Source organism: Pseudomonas sp. GCM10022186, from assembly GCF_042656385.1.
Taxonomy (GTDB): domain Bacteria; phylum Pseudomonadota; class Gammaproteobacteria; order Pseudomonadales; family Pseudomonadaceae; genus Metapseudomonas.
On sequence record NZ_JBHSOU010000016.1, the window covers coordinates 128557 to 148600 of the forward strand.

The following is a 20044-nucleotide window of genomic DNA, read 5'->3' on the forward strand; positions in this document are numbered from 1 at the left end:
CACAAGCCTGACCGAAGGAGTGTCACATGGACTATCTGCTTGGTCTAATCAATGGTGCAGTGGGCGATGAACAGCTTGCGCGCCTCCTGTTCCTTGGGGCCGTCGCCCTGAGTTCGGTGCTGGCCGCTGTCACTCTGGGGTTGCTGGTGTTTGGCTTGCAGGACCCGGTACAGCGTCGATTGGCTCTGCTCAAGCGGAGCCATGGCGATCTCGCTGGAGGCCAGCGAGCGCCCAGCAACCTGCAGTTGTTGCTGGAGCAGGTGGGGCAGCGAGTCGCTTCCGGAGAAGAAAGCAAGCTTTCCGCGACCCGTGCTTTGCTGATACATGCTGGTTACCGCTCGAACTCGGCCGTGCAGATGTATTGGGCCATCCGCCTGCTTCTACCCTTGCTGCTTCTGGGGCTGGCCCTGCTGATATTGCCATTCCTGCCCAAGCTCTCGATGGGGATCGGGCTGATGACCACCGCGGCTGCTGTCAGCATCGGCTGGTTGGGGCCGGCGGTCTACGTGGAAAAACACAAGGAGGCTCGGATGTCTCGCCTGAGAGCGGCGTTTCCGGATGCCTTGGACTTGATGGTCGTGTGCGTGGAATCGGGCCTTGCCCTGCCACAGGCCATCGAACGGGTGGCCGACGAGATGGCCGTGAGCCAGGCCGAACTGGCGGAGGAACTGGCCCTGGTCAACGCTGAAATCCGCGCAGGCATTCCCAGTACCAAGGCGTTGAAACACCTGGCCGACCGCACTGGACTTGATGATGTGCAGGGGTTGGTAAGTCTGCTGTCACAGAGCATCCGCTTTGGCACCAGCGTGGCCGATACCCTGCGAGTTTATGCCGAAGAGTTTCGCGACCGGCGTACCCAGGCAGCCGAAGAGCAGGCGGCGAAAGTCGGCACCAAGCTGGTGTTCCCACTAATCTTGTGCCTGTGGCCGTGCTTTTTCCTGGTGGCCATTGGACCGGTCATCATTGGGGTACTCAAAACCTTCGGGAAACTTTGACATGAACAGAGCCTGTCTGCTGGTGGCCATGATGGCCGTGCTGTCCGGATGTCAGAATATGGGGCCGGAAACGTCGAGCGGTATCCGCTCGGTCTACAGTGGCGATAATTCGGTGCTCTACCAGGTGCAGAAGCAGGTCGGCTCACCCGATCAGGCCCTGCTGATGGCGACTCGCTCCTACCAGGCGGGCGACCTCGACCAGGCTCTGTTCCAGTACCTGCGAGCCATCGAGTTGGATCCGAAACGCTATGAAGCCCTAGTCTGGGTGGGGCGCATCCACCGCGAGCGGGGCAATAGCCAGCTGGCGGAAATGGCTTTCGACGAGGTTCTTGCCAGCGATCCCAACAACCTAGATGCCCTGGGCGAAATGGGGCTGCTCCAGCTTGCTGTACGCAATCATGAAAAGGCCGAGGAGTTCATGCTTCGGGCGGTGGGGGAAGACCAGCGCCGGCTTGGTGGTACCCCGATGGTGAGCTTTGCCGATGCTGCGAAACTCAAGGTGGACAGCAAGTCCCCTGCACGGGTTTACAACGGCTTGGGGGTTCTGGCAGATCTGCGCGAGGACTTTCCGATTTCCGAGGCCTACTATCGGCAGGCCATGAAGATCGAGCCCCGTTCGCCCCTGGTGCAGAACAGCCTGGGTTATTCGTATTACCTGGCGGGGCATTGGCCTGAAGCCGAGCGTGCCTACAAGCAGGGCATCAGTTTTGATCCTTCCTATAAATCGCTATGGCGGAACTACGGTCTGCTGCTAGCGCGGATGGGGCGTTACGAGGAGGCGATTTCTGCGTTCGAGCAAGTGGAGACGCGCGCCGAGGCGAGCAACGATGTCGGTTACATCTGCCTGGTGGAAGGCAAGCTGGATGAGGCGGAACAGTTCTTCCGCAGTGCTATAGATCAGTCGCCCGCCCATTACCAGACGGCCGCGGACAATCTCAATCGGGTGCAACAGATTCGCCGATTGCGCGGAGTGGGGAGCAACTCGACGGTGAGTGAGCCGGTGGCCATTGTGCCGGGGCCTGAAGCGCGCCCGGTCGCTATGCCCTGAGACGGGCGGAATGAAGAAAGGGGCAGGCCATTGGCCTGCCCCTTTTCATTTACTTGTTGACCGCGTCGGTCAGGACCTTGGCCGGGACGAACTTGACCACTTTCTTCGCGGCGATCTCGATGGCCTTGCCGGTCTGGGGGTTGCGACCGGTGCGAGCGGGGCGTTCGCCGACCTTCAGTTTGCCGATGCCCGGCAGGGTGATCTCATCACTGTTCTCCAGGGAGTCGCTGACGATCTCGCCGAGTTGATCCAGCACGGCGCGTACGGCGGCCTTGGTGGAATCGGTGGCTTCTGCGATGTCAGAGATCAGCTGGTCTTTGGTGAGTGCCATGGTGTTGCTCCATTCAATGAGTGTCTGGCTCGTGGCCTGGCCGGTCGCGCCGGCCCTTGCTGAGACAAGCGGCGGGCCTGGAAGTGCGGCGGAGGTTGCAACCGGGGATCGAATCCGCATGGAAGTTAGCACGAAAGTGCGGGCTGTCTGGCCTTGCAGTAGTGCTTTTGCGCTGGAATTGCGCAGCCGGGCGGGATGTTAGTGCGGTGGCTGCGACAGGTTGTCGCCGCACTGGTGTCTGTCGTCGATGGAGGAATCGGGCCCGTGGCGCGGCGCTTTCGGGGCTGATTCGCAAGTGCTTGTAAGGAAAACGTTTTTAGCGGTTGTAAGTTGGCGAAGAGCCGGTACAATGGCGCGGCTCGCCGATCTGGCGAGCTGCGTGATGGTGGCCCTGCCGGTCCCCCCGCAACGATCAGCCGTGAACCCGGTCAGGCCTGGAAGGGAGCAGCCGCAGCGGTGAAATCGTGTGCCGGGGTGTGGCTGGTGGGGTCACCTCCAATTCTTGAGTCCTTGATTCCAAAGGACTTCTCCCGCAAAGAATCGAAGAGTGTGAGAGCGTTGTGGTACACCGAAGTGGTGCACCGTGTGACGCATCGTATCTGTTCGTTCGATATCTTCGCTGTTCAGCCCAACTCCAGCTCCTTCCTTCCCTTTCTGGTCGATAACCATCCTCAAGCCACGTTGCTTGCATGGGGGATATATATCCAGGCGTTATCTGCTGTTGTCGTCCTGATGCCCCTTGGGGAGAGCAGGTCGTCATTTTCAATGCATGCGGTTGCCTGGATGACGTTGATGCCACTACGTGACCTAAGCTCATAAATGGCCTCGTAGGGAGGGAGTAGTCGATATGAGGCAATCGAGATCACGACTATTTACTGCTCTACTTCCTGTCTTGTGTTATGCGGCGAGCACAACGGCATATGGTCTGGACTGCGGCCACACATTCGATCTCAAATTGCGAACAAGCATGTGTGCCTTGGAGTTGGAGCAGGAGTGGAGGCCAAAATTAAAACCTGATGATGCGTGTGCAAAACTTATTGCCGAGGCCCGAAGATTCGTCGCCCAATTTGAAAAGGGCGATATACGGATCAATGAAGTGTGCACGAAGGACCAGTTGATGGAAGCGGCCGATAATGCGGCGGCGACGATAGCCAAGGCGCGTGAAAGAGGATGGGCCACCCTCGAGGAGTATTTGAATTATTAGGCTCTGTACGAAAAGTGCCTGCGCTCGGTGATGCTTCGTTAAAAATCGGTTCGGAATGCTCATTAACAGCCCGTTAACTCCGCTTCCTCACCGATTTTTGCCTCGCCTGACCTTCGCTCGACGACTTTTCGTACAGACCCTGGAACTACTACACCGGATGAGCAGCCTGGCCCATAGAGGCTGATCGTTCGACAAGGTGCTGCCCAGTCTGGCGATCCCGCCCCATGGCGAGGCGCATTCCTGCGCGGACTAAACTGGTAGGGACCCCACCCCATGCGGTGATCAGCCATGCCGCCGCCCAATGCTGAAGTCGTCCGCCTGTTCCCGACCTTCGTCTGGCAAAGCCAGCTCGAACCCGCCTGCTACGAACCGCTCAACCGGGATCTGCTCGCCTATGTCGAGACGCTCATGGGAGCGGGGGACGGAGCCTGTACCGGAGTCGCCTGGCAATCCGGGTACCAGTTGCATCGAAGACCGGAATTGGCGGCGTTGGTCGCCCAAATCGAGGCGGCCGTGGGCGATGTGCTCGCGTTCATCAAGGTGGTCGATGCGCCGTTTCGCATCACCGGCCTCTGGGCCAATGCACTCGGACCCGGGGCGGCGCACCCGATGCACAGCCACCCCAACAATTTCCTCAGCGGCGTGTATTACCTGCAAACGCAGGAAGGGGCAGACAGCATCAACTTTCATGATCCGCGCCCCCAGACAGCCGTGATTCGTCCGCCGGTCACCGCCTTGATGGCCTACAACACCGACCAGGTCGTGATAACGGTCCGCGACGGCACGCTGCTCATATTTCCGGCGTGGCTGCCGCATTCGGTGTCTGCGAACACCAGTGATCGGCTGCGTGTCAGCGTCAGTTTCAACGTCATGTTCGTTGCGTACGACGCGACCATGAGCCCGCCGCTATGGGGCGAGGACTGAAGGTGCCGAACAGCGGCCTCCAGTCCATTCCTCGTTCGGCGTCCTGGCCTCAGCGGTACCGCGACAGGATCTCGTCGATCTCTCCCGATTCCTTCATCTGCAACAGTGCGAGCAGAATGCGCTGCACCGGCAGGTCCGGGTCATTGCGCACCAGGCAGCTCACGGGCTCTTCTTCGAGGGTGGCGACGCCGATCAGCTGGTCGCTGTCGGGCAGGTCGCGATTGAACCAGCCGAGGGCCAGTTCGTTGCTCACGGCGTATCGGTAGCGACCGGCCAGCAGTTTCTGCAGCACCAGGTCCTGGTTGCGGGCTTCGTCGCGATGGACTGCACCCTGGTCGATCAGTTGCTGCAGGCGTGGGTAGGTGTAGCCCAGCACCGTGCCGATGCTCTGCCCGGACAGGGTTTCCGGGCTCGCAAGCAGTTCTGTGCCCTGGCGCGCCACGATCAGGTCGCGCTGCTGGAGGAGGGGCACGCTCCAGAGGTATTCGCCGCTGTTGGCGATCCATTTCGGGCTGATATAGCAACGCACATCGATTTCGCCCTGTCGCAGCGCAAGTTCCACGCGGTTGCGTGGCAGGACCTGCACCTGGGTCGGCAGATCGAGCCGTTGTGACAGGCGTTCGATCAGGTCGTGGACGAAACCGCCGACCAGGCGATTATCCTTGAATTCAGCGACCGGCATGGCCCAGCTGTCCACCGCCGAGAAGCGCAGCGGGGTGGGCGCGGCACTGGCAAGGGCGCTCCAGCAGAAGAGAAGGGCAAGGACAGATGAGCGCATCGGGCTCCCTTGTCTGGGTGGGCGGTGCTCCACAATGCCCGTTGCCGGGCGGATTGAACAGGGCACTGTTCGCATCGGATGCAATTTGTGCATCGCTCCGCTAGCATTAGCTCCTTCAGCTCTCCCAGACGCGATGGTTTTCAATGAGTTATCAGGTTCTTGCACGTAAATGGCGTCCGCGCTCGTTCCGCGAAATGGTCGGCCAGACCCATGTGCTGAAAGCCTTGATCAATGCCCTGGATAACCAGCGCCTGCACCATGCCTACCTGTTCACCGGTACCCGTGGTGTCGGCAAGACCACCATCGCGCGTATCCTCGCCAAGTGCCTGAACTGCGAAACCGGCATCAGCTCCACCCCCTGCGGGCAATGCTCGGTCTGCCGGGAGATCGATGAGGGTCGCTTCGTCGACCTGATCGAAGTGGACGCCGCCAGCCGCACCAAGGTGGAGGACACCCGCGAACTGCTCGACAACGTGCAGTACGCCCCCAGCCGCGGCCGTTACAAGGTCTACCTGATCGACGAAGTGCACATGCTCTCCACGCACTCGTTCAACGCCCTGCTGAAGACCCTCGAAGAGCCGCCGCCCCACGTCAAGTTCCTGCTGGCCACCACTGACCCGCAGAAGCTGCCCGTCACCATTCTTTCGCGCTGCCTGCAGTTCTCCCTGAAGAACATGCCGCCGGAGCGCGTGGTGGAACACCTGAGCCACGTGCTCGGCGCCGAGAACGTACCCTTCGAGACCGACGCGCTCTGGCTGCTGGGCCGTGCCGCCGACGGTTCCATGCGCGACGCCATGAGCCTCACCGACCAGGCCATCGCCTTCGGTGAAGGCAAGGTATTGGCGGCCGACGTACGCGCCATGCTCGGTACCCTCGACCATGGCCAGGTCTACGGCGTGCTCCATGCACTGCTGCAGGGCGACGCCCGCGCGTTGCTGGAAGCCGTGCGCCAACTGGCCGAGCAGGGGCCGGACTGGAACGGCGTGCTCTCCGAAATGCTCAACGTGCTGCACCGCGTGGCGATTGCCCAGGTGCTGCCGGATGCCGTCGACAACGGCCAGGGCGACCGCGAGCGCGTGCTGGCGCTGGCCCAGGCGCTGCCCGGCGAAGATGTGCAGTTCTACTACCAGATGGGGCTGATCGGCCGACGCGACCTGCCGTTGGCGCCGGACCCCCGCAGCGGCTTCGAGATGGTGCTGCTGCGTATGCTGGCGTTCCGCCCGGCCGATGCCGAGGGCGCGCCGAGGGTGGTGCTAAAGGATCCGGGGATCAGCCAGGCCACGACTGATCCCCAGAACAACCCAGTGGCCGGAGCCGCTTCGCCGGCTCCGGTTGCCGTTGCCACGCCGGTACCCGCTCCCGTACAGGCGCCCGCGCCGGTGGTCAGTGAGCCTGTAGCGGCTTCGGCTCCGGTGGTCGAAGTGCCCGCACCCGCGTCAGTGGTCGAGGCCCCGCTTGCTTCGCCTGCCGTTGAAGCGGTGCCGGAGGCGCCTGTCGCCGAACCGGTGGTCGACCCCGTTCCCGAGCCCGTGGTGGAGCAGCAGCCTGCTCCCGTGGCCGAGGCCCCGGCCGCAGTGGTCGACCTGCCCTGGGAGGAACCTGCCGCTCCGGTGGCGGCGGTGCCCGCCGATGAATTCCGGCCTGAACCCGAGCCGGCGCCGATTGCCGAACCTGCGCCCGCCAAGGTCGAGCCCGTGGCACAGCTCCAGCCCGAAGCGGCTGTGGTGGTCGATGACGCTGGCGATGAGCCGCCGCCCGGCGACTACGATGATTACTACGAGGCCGATGCCGACAGCATCGCCTACCTGGATGACTTCGGCCCTGCCGAAACGACTGCTGCCGAGCCGGAAGTGTTGCCCGCGGCGCAGCCGGCCACCGGTCTTGCCGCTGAATGGCTGGACCTGTTCCCGCGGCTCGGGCTGTCGGGCATGACCGGCAACATAGGCGCCAACTGCACCCTGGTGGCGGTGGAGGGCGACGTCTGGCGCCTGCACCTGGATCCGGCGCAGAGCGCGCTGTTCAACGCCAACCAGCAGCGTCGGCTGAACGATGCGCTGAACCAGTACCACGGGCGAACCCTGAAGCTCGAAGTGGAGGTGCGTCGCCCCGAGCAGGAAACCCCGGCCCAGGCTGCTGCGCGCAAACGCGCCGCTCGTCAGCGTCAGGCCGAGGAGGCCATTGCCAGCGATCCGCTGGTGCTGAAAATGATCGAACTGTTCGGCGCACAGGTGCGCGCCGACACCATTGAACCCCTTGACCGCTGAGGACAATCACCATGATGAAGGGTGGCATGGCGGGCCTGATGAAGCAGGCTCAACAGATGCAGGAAAAGATGCAGAAGATGCAGGAAGAGCTGGCCAATGCCGAAGTCACCGGTCAGTCCGGCGCCGGCCTGGTGAGCGTGGTGATGACCGGTCGTCATGACGTCAAGCGCGTCACCCTGGACGACAGCCTGATGCAGGAAGACAAGGAAATCCTCGAAGACCTGATCGCTGCCGCGGTGAACGACGCCGTCCGCAAGATCGAGCAGAACAACCAGGAGAAGATGGCCGGCATGACTGCGGGGCTGCAATTGCCCCCTGGTTTCAAGATGCCCTTCTAAGGCAGCTGCAAGCACCAAGCCACAAGCTTCAAGTTGGAATTTGCGGCCTGGTGCGATTCCCCGAACCATTTGCAGCTTGCAGCTTGCAGCTTGCAGCTTGCAGCTTGCAGCTTGCAGCTTGCAGCTTTCTTTGAGGTCCCATGAGCTTCAGCCCGCTGATCCGCCAACTGATCGACGCATTGCGCATCCTGCCCGGCGTAGGCCAGAAGACGGCGCAGCGTATGGCGCTGCAACTGCTGGAGCGCGACCGCAGCGGCGGCCTGCGCCTGGCGCAGGCGCTGACAGCGGCCATGGAGGGGGTGGGGTACTGCAAGCAGTGCCGGACCCTGAGCGAGGAAGAGCTGTGTCCGCAGTGCGCCGATCCGCGCCGCGACGATTCCCTGCTCTGCGTGGTGGAGGGACCGCTGGATGTGTTCGCGGTGGAGCAGACCGGCTATCGCGGCCGCTTCTTCGTGCTCAAGGGACACCTGTCGCCCCTGGATGGGCTCGGCCCTGAAGCCATCGGCATTCCGGAGCTGATGGCGCGCATCGAGGCTGGCAGCTTCGCCGAAGTGATCCTGGCCACCAACCCCACGGTGGAGGGCGAGGCCACCGCCCACTACATAGCCCAGTTGCTGGTGTCCAGGTCCATCATCGTGTCCCGGATCGCCCATGGCGTGCCCCTGGGCGGCGAGCTGGAGCTGGTGGACGGCGGCACCCTGGCACACGCCTTGGCGGGGCGTCGCCCGATCGGGCTCTGAGCGGGGAGTGTCACGGCTGATACGGCCTTGCCGTTGGCAATAGTCTCGCCTTGAAAACCAAGCAAGCGCTCGGTAAGTTCATTCGATCTCACCGGGAGCATTGCCATGTCTGCCTATCAGGAATACTTCGACGAGTCCCATCGGTTGGTGCGGGACTCGGTACGCCGCTTCGTCGAGCGGGAAATCCTCCCCCATATCGCCGAGTGGGAGGAGGCCGAGGAGTTTCCCCGCGAGCTTTACCTCAAGGCCGGCGCCGCGGGCATCCTGGGAATCGGTTACCCGGAGGCGTTCGGCGGCAGCCATGAGGGCGACCTGTTCGCCAAGGTGGCCGCCAGCGAGGAGCTGATGCGCTGCGGTTCGGGCGGGCTGGTGGCCGGATTGGGCTCCCTGGATATCGGCCTGCCGCCGGTGATCAAGTGGGGGCGTAGCGAACTGCGCGAGCGCATCGTGCCCCAGGTACTGGCCGGCGAGAAGATCATGGCCCTGGCGGTCACCGAGCCCTCCGGCGGTTCGGATGTGGCAAACCTCAAGACCCGCGCGGTTCGCGATGGCGAGTTCTACCGCGTTACCGGCAGCAAGACCTTCATCACCAGCGGTGTGCGTGCCGACTGCTACACCGTGGCGGTGCGAACCGGTGGCGAGGGCTTCGGCGGCGTCAGCCTGCTGCTGGTGGAGAAGGGCACACCGGGTTTCACCGTCGGTCGCAAGCTGAAGAAGATGGGCTGGTGGGCCTCGGACACCGCCGAGCTGTTCTTCGATGACTGCAGGGTACCGGTGGAGAACCTGATCGGCATGGAGAACATGGGGTTCGCCTGCATCATGGCCAACTTCCAGAGCGAGCGCCTGGCCCTGGCCGTCATGGCCAACATGACCTCGCAGCTGGCCCTGGAGGAATCGCTCAGGTGGGCTGGGGAGCGGGAGGCCTTCGGCAGGCCCATCGGCAAGTTCCAGGTGCTCAAGCATCGCCTCGCGGAAATGGCCACCCAGCTGGAAGTCTCCCGCGAGTTCACCTACCGCCAGGCGGCGAAGATGGCGGCGGGGAAAAGCGTGATCAAGGAAATCTCCATGGCGAAGAACTTCGCCACCGATGTTGCCGACCGCCTCACCCATGACGCGGTGCAGATCCTCGGCGGCATGGGCTACATGCGCGAGAGCCTGGTGGAGCGCCTCTACCGCGACAACCGCATCCTCTCCATCGGTGGTGGCACGCGGGAGATCATGAACGAGATCATCGCCAAGCAGATGGACCTCTGAAGCGGGCCGGAACTTCCGAACGGGAGTTCCGGTTTTCTTTCGGGTGTATATATTATGGGCGACATTTAACTTGCTTATGGCCAGGAGAAAACCGATGAGCGATCTGTCCCGCGAAGAAAAACTGCAAGTCTGGCTGGCGGCCGAAGCGGAGATCCGCGCGCGCCTCAAGCCAGGAACCATGAGCATTGCGGAGGTGGCGACGCTCAGTCCGATGGAGTTCTTCGACGGTATCGGCCAAGGCGAGCTGCCGGCGCCACCCATAGGCGAGCTGATGGGCTTCGTGCCCATTGAATGGTCGAAGGAGCGTTTCGTGTTCCAGGGCGTGCCGCAGATGCGGCACTACAACCCCATCGGTTCCGTCCACGGCGGCTATGCCGCGACCCTGCTGGACTCGGCCATGGGCTGCGCCATTCACGCCAACCTGGAAAGAGGGCAGGGCTATACCACTACCGACCTGCGCATCAGCTACATCCGTGCCCTGACGGAGAAGACCGGCCCGATACGTGCCGAAGGTCGGATCATCCATGTCGGCCGCTCCACCGCCCTGGCCGAAGGGCGTATCTACGATGTGGACGGCAAGCTCTATGCGACCGGTTCCACCACCTGCCTGATCCTGGGTGGGAAATAAGCGCGGTATGACTCTGTAGGGGCGATTTCAATCGCCAAGGGCGGCGTAGCTGCCCCCTTCAGGGTCAATGGGGCAGGCCTTCGACCTGCTTGGCGAATGAATTCGCCCCTACATCGGTCGCTGCCATTCGGAAGCAAAAAAGAAGGGGGCGCGCTTGTGGCGTGCCCCCTTTTGCCGTCAGTGGATGACGGCCAACCGTCGAAGAGAGAGTGGGGCGGATGCGCCCGGGTGAGGACGGTCCGCCTGGAGGCAGGGCCTCCGCTGTTGCATCCGGCGCCCGCCTCGTGAGCGGGCGCCGGGGTGGAGCGGTGTCGTCAGCCGATGGTCATCAGGCTGGCGTTGCCGCCGGCGGCGGCGGTGTTGACGCTGATGGCGCGCTCGATCAGCAGGCGCTCCAGCGGGATCGCGGTCTCGCCGTGGGACAGGCCCTGGACGCCGATGATCGGACCCTTGCGGGAGGCGACCTGCTGGCAGACGCCACGCAGCTGGTCGGAGTCGCCGTGGTGCAGGACGGCATCGAAGGCAACTTCGGGCTGGTTCCAGTCGGCGACCAGCTGGATGCGCGCCTGCACCGCCTTCGGCAGGGCGCCGCGCAGCTTGCCGGTCAGCTCGCTGGTGGCCCAGAGCACGCTGCTGCCGACGGCCAGGGAAGCGGCCAGCTGGGTCAGCAGGTCGGCCTCGTCGTCGGCCAGGCAGAGCACGGTCTCGCGGGGCAGCAGCACGTAGGTATTGCGCTCGCCGGTCGGGCCGGGGAGCACGCGGCTCAGGCCGCTCTGGGACAGCTCGGCGAAGCTGTCGCAGAGGCCGGCCAGGCTTTCCTTGCCATTCTTCGCGGCCCAGGCCTTGAGGGCGTCCAGCGGCTTGCCCATGCGCTCCTGCAGGGCGGTGCGCTGCAGGGTGTCGGCGACGCTGGTGCCGTCCAGGCGCTGGAAGGTGCGGCTCACGCCGTCGACCGGGCGGGTGGCCAGCAGGCGGTACATGTAGAGCGGGCCGCCGGCTTTCGGACCGGTGCCGGACAGGCCTTCACCGCCGAAGGGCTGCACGCCGACCACGGCGCCGACCATGTTGCGGTTGACGTAGAGGTTGCCGGCATGGGCCTTGTCCACCACCTTGGCGATGGTCTCGTCGATGCGGGTGTGCACGCCCAGGGTAAGGCCGTAGCCGGTGCCGTTGATCTGGTCGAGCAGGGCGTCCATGTCCTCGCGCTTGTAGCGCAGCAGGTGCAGCACCGGGCCGAAGATCTCGCGCTCCAGGTCTTCCAGGCTGTCCAGTTCGATCAGGGTCGGCATCACGAAGGTGCCGCGCTGCATCACGTCGCCCTCGGTGCGGGCGATCTGGAACACGCTGCGGCCTTTGCTGCGCATGGTCTGGATGTGCTTGTCGATATTGCCCTTGGCTTCGGCGTCGATCACCGGGCCGATGTCCACGTTCAGGTGCTCGGGGTTGCCGATGCGGCACTCGGCCATGGCGCCCTTGAGCATTTCCACCACGCGGTCGGCCACGTCTTCCTGCACGCACAGCACGCGCAAGGCGGAGCAGCGCTGGCCGGCGCTGTCGAAGGCTGAGGCGATCACGTCGGTCACCACCTGCTCGGCGAGGGCGGAGGAGTCGACGATCATGGCGTTCTGGCCGCCGGTTTCGGCGATCAGCGGGATCGGGCGGCCCTGGGCGTCCAGGCGGCCGGCGACGTTGCGGGCGAGGATGCCGGCGACTTCGGTGGAGCCGGTGAACATCACGCCTTTCACGCGCTCATCGCTCACCAGGGCAGCGCCCACGGTGTGGCCGAGGCCCGGCAGCAGCTGCACCACGCCTTCCGGCACGCCGGCCTGGAGCAGGATACGCACGGCCTGGGCGGCGATCAGCGGGGTCTGCTCGGCCGGCTTGGCCAGCACGGTGTTGCCGGCGGCAAGGGCCGCGGCCACCTGGCCGGTGAAGATCGCCAGGGGGAAGTTCCAGGGGCTGATGCAGACCACCGGGCCCAGCGGGCGGTGGCTGTCATTGGCGAAGTCGTGGCGCGCCTGGGCGGCGTAGTAGCGCAGGAAGTCCACGGCCTCGCGCACTTCGGCGATGGCGTTGGCGAAGGTCTTGCCGGCTTCGCGGACGAGGATGCCCATCAGCGGCTGCATCTCGGCTTCCATCAGGTCGGCGGCGCGATCCAGGGCGGCGGCGCGCTCCACCGGCGGGGTGGATTGCCAGATCGGCGCGGCGGTGATGGAGGCCAGTACGGCGTTGCCGACGTCGGCGGTGGTGGCGTTCTGCACGTGGCCGACCACGTCGCGGTGGTCGGCCGGGTTCAGCACGGGCTCGCTCGGGCCTTCGCTGGCCGGGCAGCCGAGCATCGGCTGGGCGCGCCAATCGGCGTGGCCGGCGCAGAGCAGGGCGCTGGACAGGGAGGCCAGGCGGTGTTCGTTGGCCATGTCGATGCCGCTGGAGTTCACCCGGGCCTCGCCATACAGGGCCTTGGGCTGCGGGATGCGCGGGTGCGGCAGGCCGAGGGCGCCTTCGACGCTGGCCATGGCTTCGGCGCTGGCCACCGGGTCTTCCACCAGTTCCTTGATGGAGATGCTGTGGTCGGCGATGCGGTTGACGAAGGAGGTGTTGGCGCCGTTTTCCAGCAGGCGGCGGACCAGGTAGGCCAGCAGCGTCTCGTGGGTGCCGACCGGCGCGTAGATGCGGCACGGACGGTTCAGCTTGCCTTCGGACACCTTGCCCACCACCTGCTCGTACAGGGGTTCGCCCATGCCATGCAGGCACTGGAACTCGTACTGGCCCGGGTAGTAGTTCTGCCCGGCGATCTGGTAGATGGCCGACAGGGTGTGGGCGTTGTGGGTGGCGAACTGCGGGTAGATGACCTCGGGCACGCCCAGCAGCTTGCGCGCGCAGGCGATGTAGGAGATGTCGGTGTAGACCTTGCGGCTGTAGACCGGGAAGCCTTCCAGGCCGTCGACCTGGGCGCGCTTGATCTCGCTGTCCCAGTAGGCGCCCTTCACCAGGCGGATCATCAGGCGGTGCTGGCTGCGGCGGGCGAGGTCGATCACGTAGTCGATCACGTACGGGCAGCGCTTCTGGTAGGCCTGGATGACGAAGCCGATGCCGTTCCAGCCCTTGAGCGACGGCTCGAAGCAGAGGCGCTCGAGCAGGTCGAGGGAGATTTCCAGGCGGTCGGCTTCCTCGGCGTCGATGTTGATGCCGATGTCGTATTGCTTGGCCAGCAGGGTCAGGGACAAGAGGCGCGGGTACAGCTCGCCCATCATGCGCTCGTACTGGGCGCGGCTGTAGCGCGGGTGCAGGGCGGAGAGCTTGATGGAGATGCCCGGGCCTTCGTAGATGCCGCGGCCGTGGGAGGCCTTGCCGATGGCGTGGATGGCCTGCTCGTAGGAGGCGTAGTAGCGCTGGGCGTCTTCCTCGGTCAGCGCGGCTTCGCCGAGCATGTCGTAGGAATAGCGGAAGCCCTTGGCTTCGAAGTTGGTGGCGTTGGCCAGGGCCTCGGCGATGGTCTCGCCGGTGACGAACTGCTCGCCCATCAGGCGCATGGCCATGTCCACGCCCTTGCGGATCACCGGCTCGCCGCTCTTGGCGATGATGCGGTTCAGCGAGCTGGAGAGGCCGGTCTCGTTGTGGGTCGATACCAGCTTGCCGGTGATCAGCAGGCCCCAGGAGGCGGCGTTGACGAACATCGACGGGCTCTGGCCCAGGTGCTGCTGCCAGTTGCCGGTGCTGATCTTGTCGCGGATCAGGGCGTCGCGGGTGGCCTTGTCCGGGATGCGCAGCAGGGCTTCGGCCAGGCACATCAGCGCCACGCCTTCCTGGGAGGACAGGGAGAACTCCTGCAGCAGGCCCTGGACGATGCCGGCGCGGCCGCCGGCGCTCTTCTGGTTGCGCAGCTTCTCGGCGATGCCATAGGCCAGCTTGTAGGCGGCTTCGGCCATCTCGGCGGGCAGGCGCGCCTGCTCCAGCAGCATGGGCACGGCTTCCTGCTCGGGGCGGCGGTAGGCGGCGGTGATCGCGGCGCGCAGCACGGATTGCGGCAGGATGCTTTCGGCGAAATCGAGGAACGGCTGGTGGGCGGACTCGGGCAGGGCTTCGAGCGCGTCGTGGTCACCCTCGGCCAGGCGCTGGGCGATACCCTGGAGTTCCGGCAGGGTCATGCCGCTTTCCAGAGCCTCGAGGTAGCTGAAGATCGCTTGCTTGATCAGCCAGTGCGGGGTGCGCTCGATCCTGCGCGCAGCTTCCTTGAGACGATCGCGGGTTGCCTCGTCCAGTTTCACGCCAAGGGTGGTGCTCGTAGCCATTTCTTGTCCTCTTTTCAGCCGTGGTCGCACGGCGTTAGCGGCGCAAAGAGTAGCGATGTCCTACAAGGGGTGCAACCGGGTGCAACCAAAGGTTGCGTGTCAGACGACGCTGTCCGGACAAAAGGTCGAAGTTGTGTCCGGAAATGGTTGCACCCTGTCCTGGTGAGTGCCAGGGATTCCGAGGGCTATACAGCGGCAAGCGGGCTGGAAGATGTGGGGTGCAACCCGGGTGCAGCCGGCTTCGGTCCCGATCTGGAAAGCATAGGCGGCCCTCGGCGGATGCCGAGGGCGTGGAGCGGCAGGCGACGGGTGGTGCCGGCGGCGTCAGGCCTTGGCGGCTTGCGCGGCCTCGACCTGGGCGAGGAGGCTCTGGCGGGCGCTGTCCAGGATGCGGTCGGACAGTTCCTCACTGGCTACGCTGCGGGACAGGGTCAGGGCGCCCACCAAGGTGGCGAGCATGGCCAGGCTCTGCTCGTTGCTGCCGGTTTCCTTCTCCATACGTTCCAGCAGACCGGCCAGCACGCCATCGGTGATGGGGCTGGCATTACCGCGCTGACCCAGCTCAGCCGCCATGGTTGGCAGCGGGCAGCCCTGCTCCGGGTGCGCGCGATGCTGGGGCGAGAGGTAGCGTTCGACGAAGTTCTTCAGAGGCTGCTCCTTGGCGAAGGCCTTGGTCCACTGGGCGTTGGCATCGTTCGCCGCCGCCTGCAGCGCCTCCTCCACCAGGGCGTCCTTGGACTTGAAGTGTGCGTAGAAACCGCCGTGGGTCAGCCCCAGGGCCTTCATCAGCGGCTGCAGACCGGTAGCGTCGATGCCGTCGGCGCGGAAGCGGCGGGACGCCTCGGCGACGATGCGTTTGTGGGTCTCGGCCTTGTGGTCTTCGGGGTAGCGCATGGCGATCACCTTGTCGGAGCATTGATATGGTGATTGTAATTCCACCTCCCGCGATTGTGCGAGTCGGTTCGATGCCCGGTCAGTCCTCCGCCAGGGCCTGCTCCGCTTTCACCGCGCTGATGAAGGCCTGCATCGCCGAGGACTTGATGCGATGGCGGCGAGTGATCAGGCCGAAGGGCGGCAGGCGTGGTTCGAAGGCGATGGGCAGCACTGCCAGCAGGTGGCGGCCGGGGTAGTCCTCCACCACCGAGCGCGGGGTGACGCCGATCATGTCGGTCTGCTGCAGCAGCGAGAGCAGGGTCATGATGGACGTGGTCTCGACGATGCTGTTGGGGATGTCGACCCGTGCATTGTGGAACGCCTGGTTGACGATGGCGCGCATCGGGCTGGGGTGTTGCTGCAGGACCCAGGTCATGTTCTGCAACTCGGTCCAGGTCAGGTTCTCGGCGTTGGCGATGGGGTTCTGGGCGCCGGCGATCACGCAGAGCTCTTCTTCCCCCAGGCTGTCGAACAGCAGGTCATCGGCCCGCGCGCCGGTGGGGATGCGCCCCAGCACCAGGTCCAGCTGGTCCTGTTGCAGGGCCTGGACCAGCACGTCGCTGGTATCCACCTGGATGCTCATGGACAGGCGCGGGTGGCTTTTCTTCAGGGTGGCGATGGTGCGGGTGAGCAGGCCGGAGGCCAGCGCCGGGATGGCGCCCACCGTGACCCGGCCGAGGTTGCCCGATTCCAGTGCCGCCAGCTCTTCGCGCATGCCCGAGAGTTCGGCGAAGACCATGCGCGCGTAGTAGATCACCGTCTCGCCGAAGGGGGTTGCGCGCATGCCGCGGGGCAGGCGCTCGAACAACTCGACGCCGAGCAGGCCCTCGGCCTCGTGGAGCATCTTGGTCGCCGCCGGCTGGGTCATGCCGATTTCGTCGGCGGCGCGGCGCAGCGAACCCAACTCTTCCAGGGCGAGCATCAGGCGAAGCTGGCGCAGGCGCAGACGGCTATGGATGAGGGCGGCTTCAGGGATGCGCGACATGGACGGGGCTCGGCAGTCAGGGAGCGGCAAGCCTGACAAGAATCGCCAGGCGTTGCCAAGGGGCGGGGAGCGTGGAATCGGATTGTGGGAGCGAATTCATTCGCGAATGAATTCGCTCCCACAGGGCCGTAGGATGGGCGGAGCGGAGCGATACCCATCGATTCCCGTGATGGGTCTCGCAGGCTTGCTGAACGCCGCCCGACCCATCCTGCGAAGGGCTACGGCGCCGAGCGCTGCACCTTGACGCGATTCACGCCGGCCAGCGCCTTGGCTCCGCGCGCCAGCAGCGGCCAGAACAGCATCAGCAGGGCGGCCGTGGTCAGGCTGCCCACCAGCGGGTTGGACCAGAAGATGCCCAGCTCGCCATTGGAGAACAGCATGGATTGGCGGAAGGCGTCCTCGGCCTTGTCTCCCAGCACGGCCGCCAGCACCAGCGGGGCGATGGGGTAGCCGAGCTTCTTGAACAGGTAGCCCAGGGCGCCGAAGCCCAGCATCAGCGCGACGTCGAACATCGAGTTGTGCACCGAGTAGGCGCCGATGGCGCAGACCATCACGATGATCGGGGCGATGATCGAGAAGGGGATGCGCAGGATCGAGGCGAACAGCGGCACGGTGGCCAGCACCACGATCAGGCTGACCACGTTGCCCAGGTACATGCTGGCGATCAGGCCCCAGACGAAGTCGTGCTGCTCGACGAACAGCGTCGGTCCCGGATGCAGGCCCCAGATCATCAGGCCGCCGAGCATCACCGCGGCGGTGGCCGAGCCGGGGATGCCGAGGGTCAGCATCGGCAGCAGGGCGCTGGTACCCGCGGAGTGGTCGGCGGTTTCCGGCGCGATCACCCCTTCGATCTCGCCCTTGCCGAAATTCTCGCGGTTCTTCGAGAAGCGTCGCGCCAGGCTGTAGCTCATGAAGGACGCAGCCGTCGGCCCGCCGGGGGTGATGCCCATCCAGCAGCCCACCAGGGCGCTGCGCAGCCAGCTCAGCCAGAAGCGCGGCAGCCTGGCCCAGGTGCGGAAGATCACCATGGGCGTGATGCGCGCCCGCTCGCCGCGGAACACCAGGCCTTCTTCCACGGTGCAGAGGATCTCGCCGATGCCGAAGAGGCCGATCACCGCCACTTCGAAACTGATGCCCGACAGCAACCAGCTCTGGTCGAAGGTCAGGCGCAGGTCGCCGGACACGGTATCCATGCCCACCGCGGCCATGGCGAAGCCGATCATCATCGCCACCACCGTCTTCAGCGGTGGGTTCTTGCTCATGCCGATGAAGGTGCAGAAGGCCAGCAGGTAGACGGCGAAGAATTCCGGCGAGCTGAACGCCATGGCGAATTCGGCGATGCGGGTGGAGAGGAAGGTCAACAGCAGCACGCCCACCAGGGCGCCCAGCAGGGCAGAGGTGAAGGCGGCGGTCAGCGCTTCGCCGGCCTTGCCCTGGCGGGCCATGGGGTAGCCGTCGAAGGTGGTCGCAACCGACGATGGCTCGCCGGGGATATTGAACAGGATCGAGGTGATCGAGCCGCCGAACAGCGCCCCCCAGTACATGCAGGAGAGCAGGATGATGGCCGACACCGGCTCCATGGTGAAGGTCAGCGGCAGCAGCAGGGCCACGCCGTTGGGCGCGCCCAGGCCGGGCAGCACGCCCACCAGTATGCCCAGCAGCACCCCCACCACCATCAGGCCGATGTGGCCCGGGGTGAGGATCAGGTTCATGCCGTGCATCAGGGCTTCGAGTTCGCTCATTTCAGCAGTCCTCCCAGCATGGCCAGCGGACCGGCCTGCAGCGGCACCTTGAACCAGAGCGCAAAGATCAGGTAGCTGGCCAGGGCCGCGCCGCAGGAAACGGCGAGGATGGCCGGCAGGCCGTAGCGTTGCTCGCGCTGGCGGTCGCGCCACATGAACCAGGCGATGAAGCCCGCCGAGGCCAGGTAGATGCCGGTGAAGGGCATGCAGGCGATGTACAGGGCGATGGGCAGGAACACCGCCAGCACCTGGCGGAACGCGCCACGGCTGACGAAGGCTTCGCCCAGGGCGCGCCAGCGCAGCAGCGTCAACAGCAGGTTGGCCAGGCTGGCGGTGGTCAGCAGCAGGCCGATATAGAAGGGGAAGTAGCCCGGCTCCGGGCCGGCGTCGCCCCAGCCGATACCGCTGGCATGGCTGCCGGCCATCACCACGCCGCCCAGGGCGGCGGTGAACAGCGCGAGGCCGGCTTCCACCCAGCGGGTGCCGACCAGCGCGGACGAATCGTGGTTTCTGGACATGGTCTCACTCCACTGGCGGGCGCCGCGCGGGGCGGCGCCCGTGCTGGATCACTTGCGCAGCCAGCCGGCCTGCTGGAAGACCGGGGTCACCCGGGCGGTGTCCTTCTCGATGTAGGCGGTCAACTCGTCGCCAGCGAGGAAGGTGGGTACCAGGGCGTTGCGCTGGACGTAGGCCTTGAACTCGGGCGTCTGGCTGACCTTGCGCAGCAGCTCGACATAGAAGTCGCGCTGCTCGGGAGTGATGTCGCCGGCCATGAACACTGTGCGGGGGAAACGGTACTGGTCCACCTCCAGCCCTTGCTCCTTGCAGGTGGGGACATCGGCCCAGGATTTGTCGCCGGCGACCTTCTCCGTGTAGGTCATGCGCGCCTGGCTGAACACGCAGAGCGGCTGCACCTGGTTGCCGCGCCACTGGCTGAGGCTTTCGGCCGGGTTGTTGACGTTGGAGGTGATGTGCTTGCCGGCCAACTGGGTGGCCGCTTCGCTACCGCTCTTGAAGGGGATGTAGGTGAGCTTGCTGCCGGTGGTCTGGTTCAGCAGCAGGGTCAGGGTCTGGTCGACGTCCTTGGATTGGCTGCCGCCCATGCGCATCTTCGCCGGGTCGGCCTTGACCTGTTCGTAGTAACCCTTGGCGTCCACCCAGGGCGCACCCTGGTAGGTCCAGAGGATGAAGTCGTCCTCGGCGACGGCGGCCACCGGGGTCAGGTCGGTCCACTGGTAGCCGAGCTTGGCCACCAGGGGCAGCAGGTAGACGTTGTTGGTGCCGATCACCAGGCGCTCGGGATCGCCCTTGGCCAGCTTCATGTCGAGGAAGGCTTCGGCGCCGTTTCCGCCGCCCTTGTTCATCACCACGGTGTTCACGTCCAGCAGCTTGTGCTGGCTGATGATCGACTGGATCAGGCGGCCGAGCTGGTCGGTGCCGCCGCCGGGACCGCCGGCGACGACGATCTCGACGTTCTTTTCCGGTTGCCAGGTGCTGGCGAAGGCGGGGATGGCGGTGGAGCAGAGTAGGGCGCAGCCAGTGAGCAGGTGAGCGAAATGACGAACAGGGGGAGTTCGCATGATGGGCC

General features: G+C 65.0%; 17 protein-coding genes and 1 other RNA gene. 10 read left to right on the forward strand and 8 right to left on the reverse strand.

What is annotated here, in order from left to right; all coding sequences use genetic code 11:
* Positions 1–26 precede the first annotated feature (26 nt).
* Positions 27–995: a type II secretion system F family protein gene (locus tag ACFPU0_RS09355; protein WP_377692651.1), complete on the forward strand. Its 969-nt coding sequence runs from the start codon at positions 27–29 to the stop codon at positions 993–995.
* Between the two features lies 1 nt (position 996).
* Complete coding sequence (locus ACFPU0_RS09360) at positions 997–2043, forward strand: tetratricopeptide repeat protein (RefSeq protein WP_377692652.1); 1047 nt, start codon at positions 997–999, stop codon at positions 2041–2043.
* A gap of 49 nt (positions 2044–2092) precedes the next feature.
* On the opposite strand, the gene ACFPU0_RS09365 is transcribed toward ACFPU0_RS09360, so the two are convergent.
* The gene (locus ACFPU0_RS09365; RefSeq protein ID WP_377692653.1) at positions 2093–2494 is read right to left on the reverse strand and encodes an HU family DNA-binding protein; all 402 of its coding nucleotides are present in this window, start codon (positions 2492–2494) and stop codon (positions 2093–2095) included.
* Positions 2495–2766: 272 nt separating this feature from the next.
* Here ACFPU0_RS09365 and ffs point away from each other — a divergent pair.
* The 3 genes from ffs to ACFPU0_RS09380 all read left to right on the forward strand — a co-directional run bounded on the left by ffs (position 2767) and on the right by ACFPU0_RS09380 (position 4502).
* Positions 2767–2863: signal recognition particle sRNA small type (gene ffs / locus ACFPU0_RS09370), an RNA gene on the forward strand.
* 487 nt (positions 2864–3350) lie between these two features.
* A complete protein-coding gene (locus tag ACFPU0_RS09375; protein ID WP_377692654.1) occupies positions 3351–3578 on the forward strand; it encodes a hypothetical protein in 228 nt (75 codons plus the stop codon).
* 288 nt (positions 3579–3866) lie between these two features.
* The gene (locus ACFPU0_RS09380) at positions 3867–4502 is read left to right on the forward strand and encodes a 2OG-Fe(II) oxygenase family protein (protein WP_377692656.1); all 636 of its coding nucleotides are present in this window, start codon (positions 3867–3869) and stop codon (positions 4500–4502) included.
* A 49-nt stretch (positions 4503–4551) separates the two neighbouring features.
* Here ACFPU0_RS09380 and ACFPU0_RS09385 read toward each other — a convergent pair whose 3' ends face one another.
* Positions 4552–5280, reverse strand: coding sequence for a substrate-binding periplasmic protein (locus tag ACFPU0_RS09385; RefSeq protein ID WP_377692657.1), 729 nt, complete (start codon positions 5278–5280; stop codon positions 4552–4554).
* A 143-nt stretch (positions 5281–5423) separates the two neighbouring features.
* Between ACFPU0_RS09385 and dnaX the strand changes: the two genes are divergently transcribed.
* The 5 genes from dnaX to ACFPU0_RS09410 all read left to right on the forward strand — a co-directional run bounded on the left by dnaX (position 5424) and on the right by ACFPU0_RS09410 (position 10504).
* Complete coding sequence (gene dnaX, locus ACFPU0_RS09390; RefSeq protein ID WP_377692658.1) at positions 5424–7544, forward strand: DNA polymerase III subunit gamma/tau; 2121 nt, start codon at positions 5424–5426, stop codon at positions 7542–7544.
* A gap of 11 nt (positions 7545–7555) precedes the next feature.
* Positions 7556–7882: a YbaB/EbfC family nucleoid-associated protein gene (locus tag ACFPU0_RS09395; protein WP_044874918.1), complete on the forward strand. Its 327-nt coding sequence runs from the start codon at positions 7556–7558 to the stop codon at positions 7880–7882.
* Between the two features lie 140 nt (positions 7883–8022).
* Entirely contained in the window at positions 8023–8622 is a 600-nt protein-coding gene (recR, locus tag ACFPU0_RS09400) for a recombination mediator RecR (RefSeq protein WP_377692659.1), read from the forward strand.
* A 105-nt stretch (positions 8623–8727) separates the two neighbouring features.
* Complete coding sequence (locus tag ACFPU0_RS09405) at positions 8728–9876, forward strand: acyl-CoA dehydrogenase family protein (RefSeq protein WP_377692660.1); 1149 nt, start codon at positions 8728–8730, stop codon at positions 9874–9876.
* Positions 9877–9970: 94 nt separating this feature from the next.
* A complete protein-coding gene (locus ACFPU0_RS09410) occupies positions 9971–10504 on the forward strand; it encodes a PaaI family thioesterase (protein WP_377692661.1) in 534 nt (177 codons plus the stop codon).
* A gap of 314 nt (positions 10505–10818) precedes the next feature.
* Here ACFPU0_RS09410 and putA read toward each other — a convergent pair whose 3' ends face one another.
* The 6 genes from putA to ACFPU0_RS09440 all read right to left on the reverse strand — a co-directional run bounded on the left by putA (position 10819) and on the right by ACFPU0_RS09440 (position 20036).
* Entirely contained in the window at positions 10819–14796 is a 3978-nt protein-coding gene (gene putA / locus ACFPU0_RS09415; RefSeq protein WP_377692662.1) for a trifunctional transcriptional regulator/proline dehydrogenase/L-glutamate gamma-semialdehyde dehydrogenase, read from the reverse strand.
* Positions 14797–15120: 324 nt separating this feature from the next.
* On the reverse strand, positions 15121–15690 hold the full coding sequence (locus tag ACFPU0_RS09420; protein WP_377692663.1) for a TetR/AcrR family transcriptional regulator: 570 nt from the start codon (positions 15688–15690) through the stop codon (positions 15121–15123).
* Between the two features lie 79 nt (positions 15691–15769).
* A complete protein-coding gene (locus tag ACFPU0_RS09425) occupies positions 15770–16714 on the reverse strand; it encodes a LysR family transcriptional regulator (RefSeq protein ID WP_377692664.1) in 945 nt (314 codons plus the stop codon).
* Between the two features lie 218 nt (positions 16715–16932).
* Positions 16933–18456: a tripartite tricarboxylate transporter permease gene (locus ACFPU0_RS09430; protein ID WP_377692665.1), complete on the reverse strand. Its 1524-nt coding sequence runs from the start codon at positions 18454–18456 to the stop codon at positions 16933–16935.
* A complete protein-coding gene (locus tag ACFPU0_RS09435; RefSeq protein ID WP_377692666.1) occupies positions 18453–18974 on the reverse strand; it encodes a tripartite tricarboxylate transporter TctB family protein in 522 nt (173 codons plus the stop codon). Before ACFPU0_RS09435 ends, ACFPU0_RS09430 begins: the two co-directional genes overlap by 4 nt.
* Positions 18975–19022: 48 nt before the next feature.
* Positions 19023–20036, reverse strand: coding sequence for a Bug family tripartite tricarboxylate transporter substrate binding protein (locus ACFPU0_RS09440; RefSeq protein ID WP_377692667.1), 1014 nt, complete (start codon positions 20034–20036; stop codon positions 19023–19025).
* Positions 20037–20044 lie beyond the last annotated feature (8 nt).

Coding starts and splice junctions, on each gene's coding strand:
- putA (WP_377692662.1), bottom strand. CDS start 14,796: ATGGCTACGAGCACCACCCTTGGCGTGAAACTGGACGAGGCAACCCGC.
- ACFPU0_RS09435 (WP_377692666.1), bottom strand. CDS start 18,974: ATGTCCAGAAACCACGATTCGTCCGCGCTGGTCGGCACCCGCTGGGTG.
- ACFPU0_RS09360 (WP_377692652.1), top strand. CDS start 997: ATGAACAGAGCCTGTCTGCTGGTGGCCATGATGGCCGTGCTGTCCGGA.
- ACFPU0_RS09380 (WP_377692656.1), top strand. CDS start 3,867: ATGCCGCCGCCCAATGCTGAAGTCGTCCGCCTGTTCCCGACCTTCGTC.
- ACFPU0_RS09410 (WP_377692661.1), top strand. CDS start 9,971: ATGAGCGATCTGTCCCGCGAAGAAAAACTGCAAGTCTGGCTGGCGGCC.
- ACFPU0_RS09425 (WP_377692664.1), bottom strand. CDS start 16,714: ATGTCGCGCATCCCTGAAGCCGCCCTCATCCATAGCCGTCTGCGCCTG.
- ACFPU0_RS09355 (WP_377692651.1), top strand. CDS start 27: ATGGACTATCTGCTTGGTCTAATCAATGGTGCAGTGGGCGATGAACAG.
- recR (WP_377692659.1), top strand. CDS start 8,023: ATGAGCTTCAGCCCGCTGATCCGCCAACTGATCGACGCATTGCGCATC.
- ACFPU0_RS09405 (WP_377692660.1), top strand. CDS start 8,728: ATGTCTGCCTATCAGGAATACTTCGACGAGTCCCATCGGTTGGTGCGG.
- ACFPU0_RS09365 (WP_377692653.1), bottom strand. CDS start 2,494: ATGCGGATTCGATCCCCGGTTGCAACCTCCGCCGCACTTCCAGGCCCG.
- ACFPU0_RS09430 (WP_377692665.1), bottom strand. CDS start 18,456: ATGAGCGAACTCGAAGCCCTGATGCACGGCATGAACCTGATCCTCACC.
- ACFPU0_RS09385 (WP_377692657.1), bottom strand. CDS start 5,280: ATGCGCTCATCTGTCCTTGCCCTTCTCTTCTGCTGGAGCGCCCTTGCC.
- ACFPU0_RS09395 (WP_044874918.1), top strand. CDS start 7,556: ATGATGAAGGGTGGCATGGCGGGCCTGATGAAGCAGGCTCAACAGATG.
- dnaX (WP_377692658.1), top strand. CDS start 5,424: ATGAGTTATCAGGTTCTTGCACGTAAATGGCGTCCGCGCTCGTTCCGC.
- ACFPU0_RS09440 (WP_377692667.1), bottom strand. CDS start 20,036: ATGCGAACTCCCCCTGTTCGTCATTTCGCTCACCTGCTCACTGGCTGC.
- ACFPU0_RS09420 (WP_377692663.1), bottom strand. CDS start 15,690: ATGCGCTACCCCGAAGACCACAAGGCCGAGACCCACAAACGCATCGTC.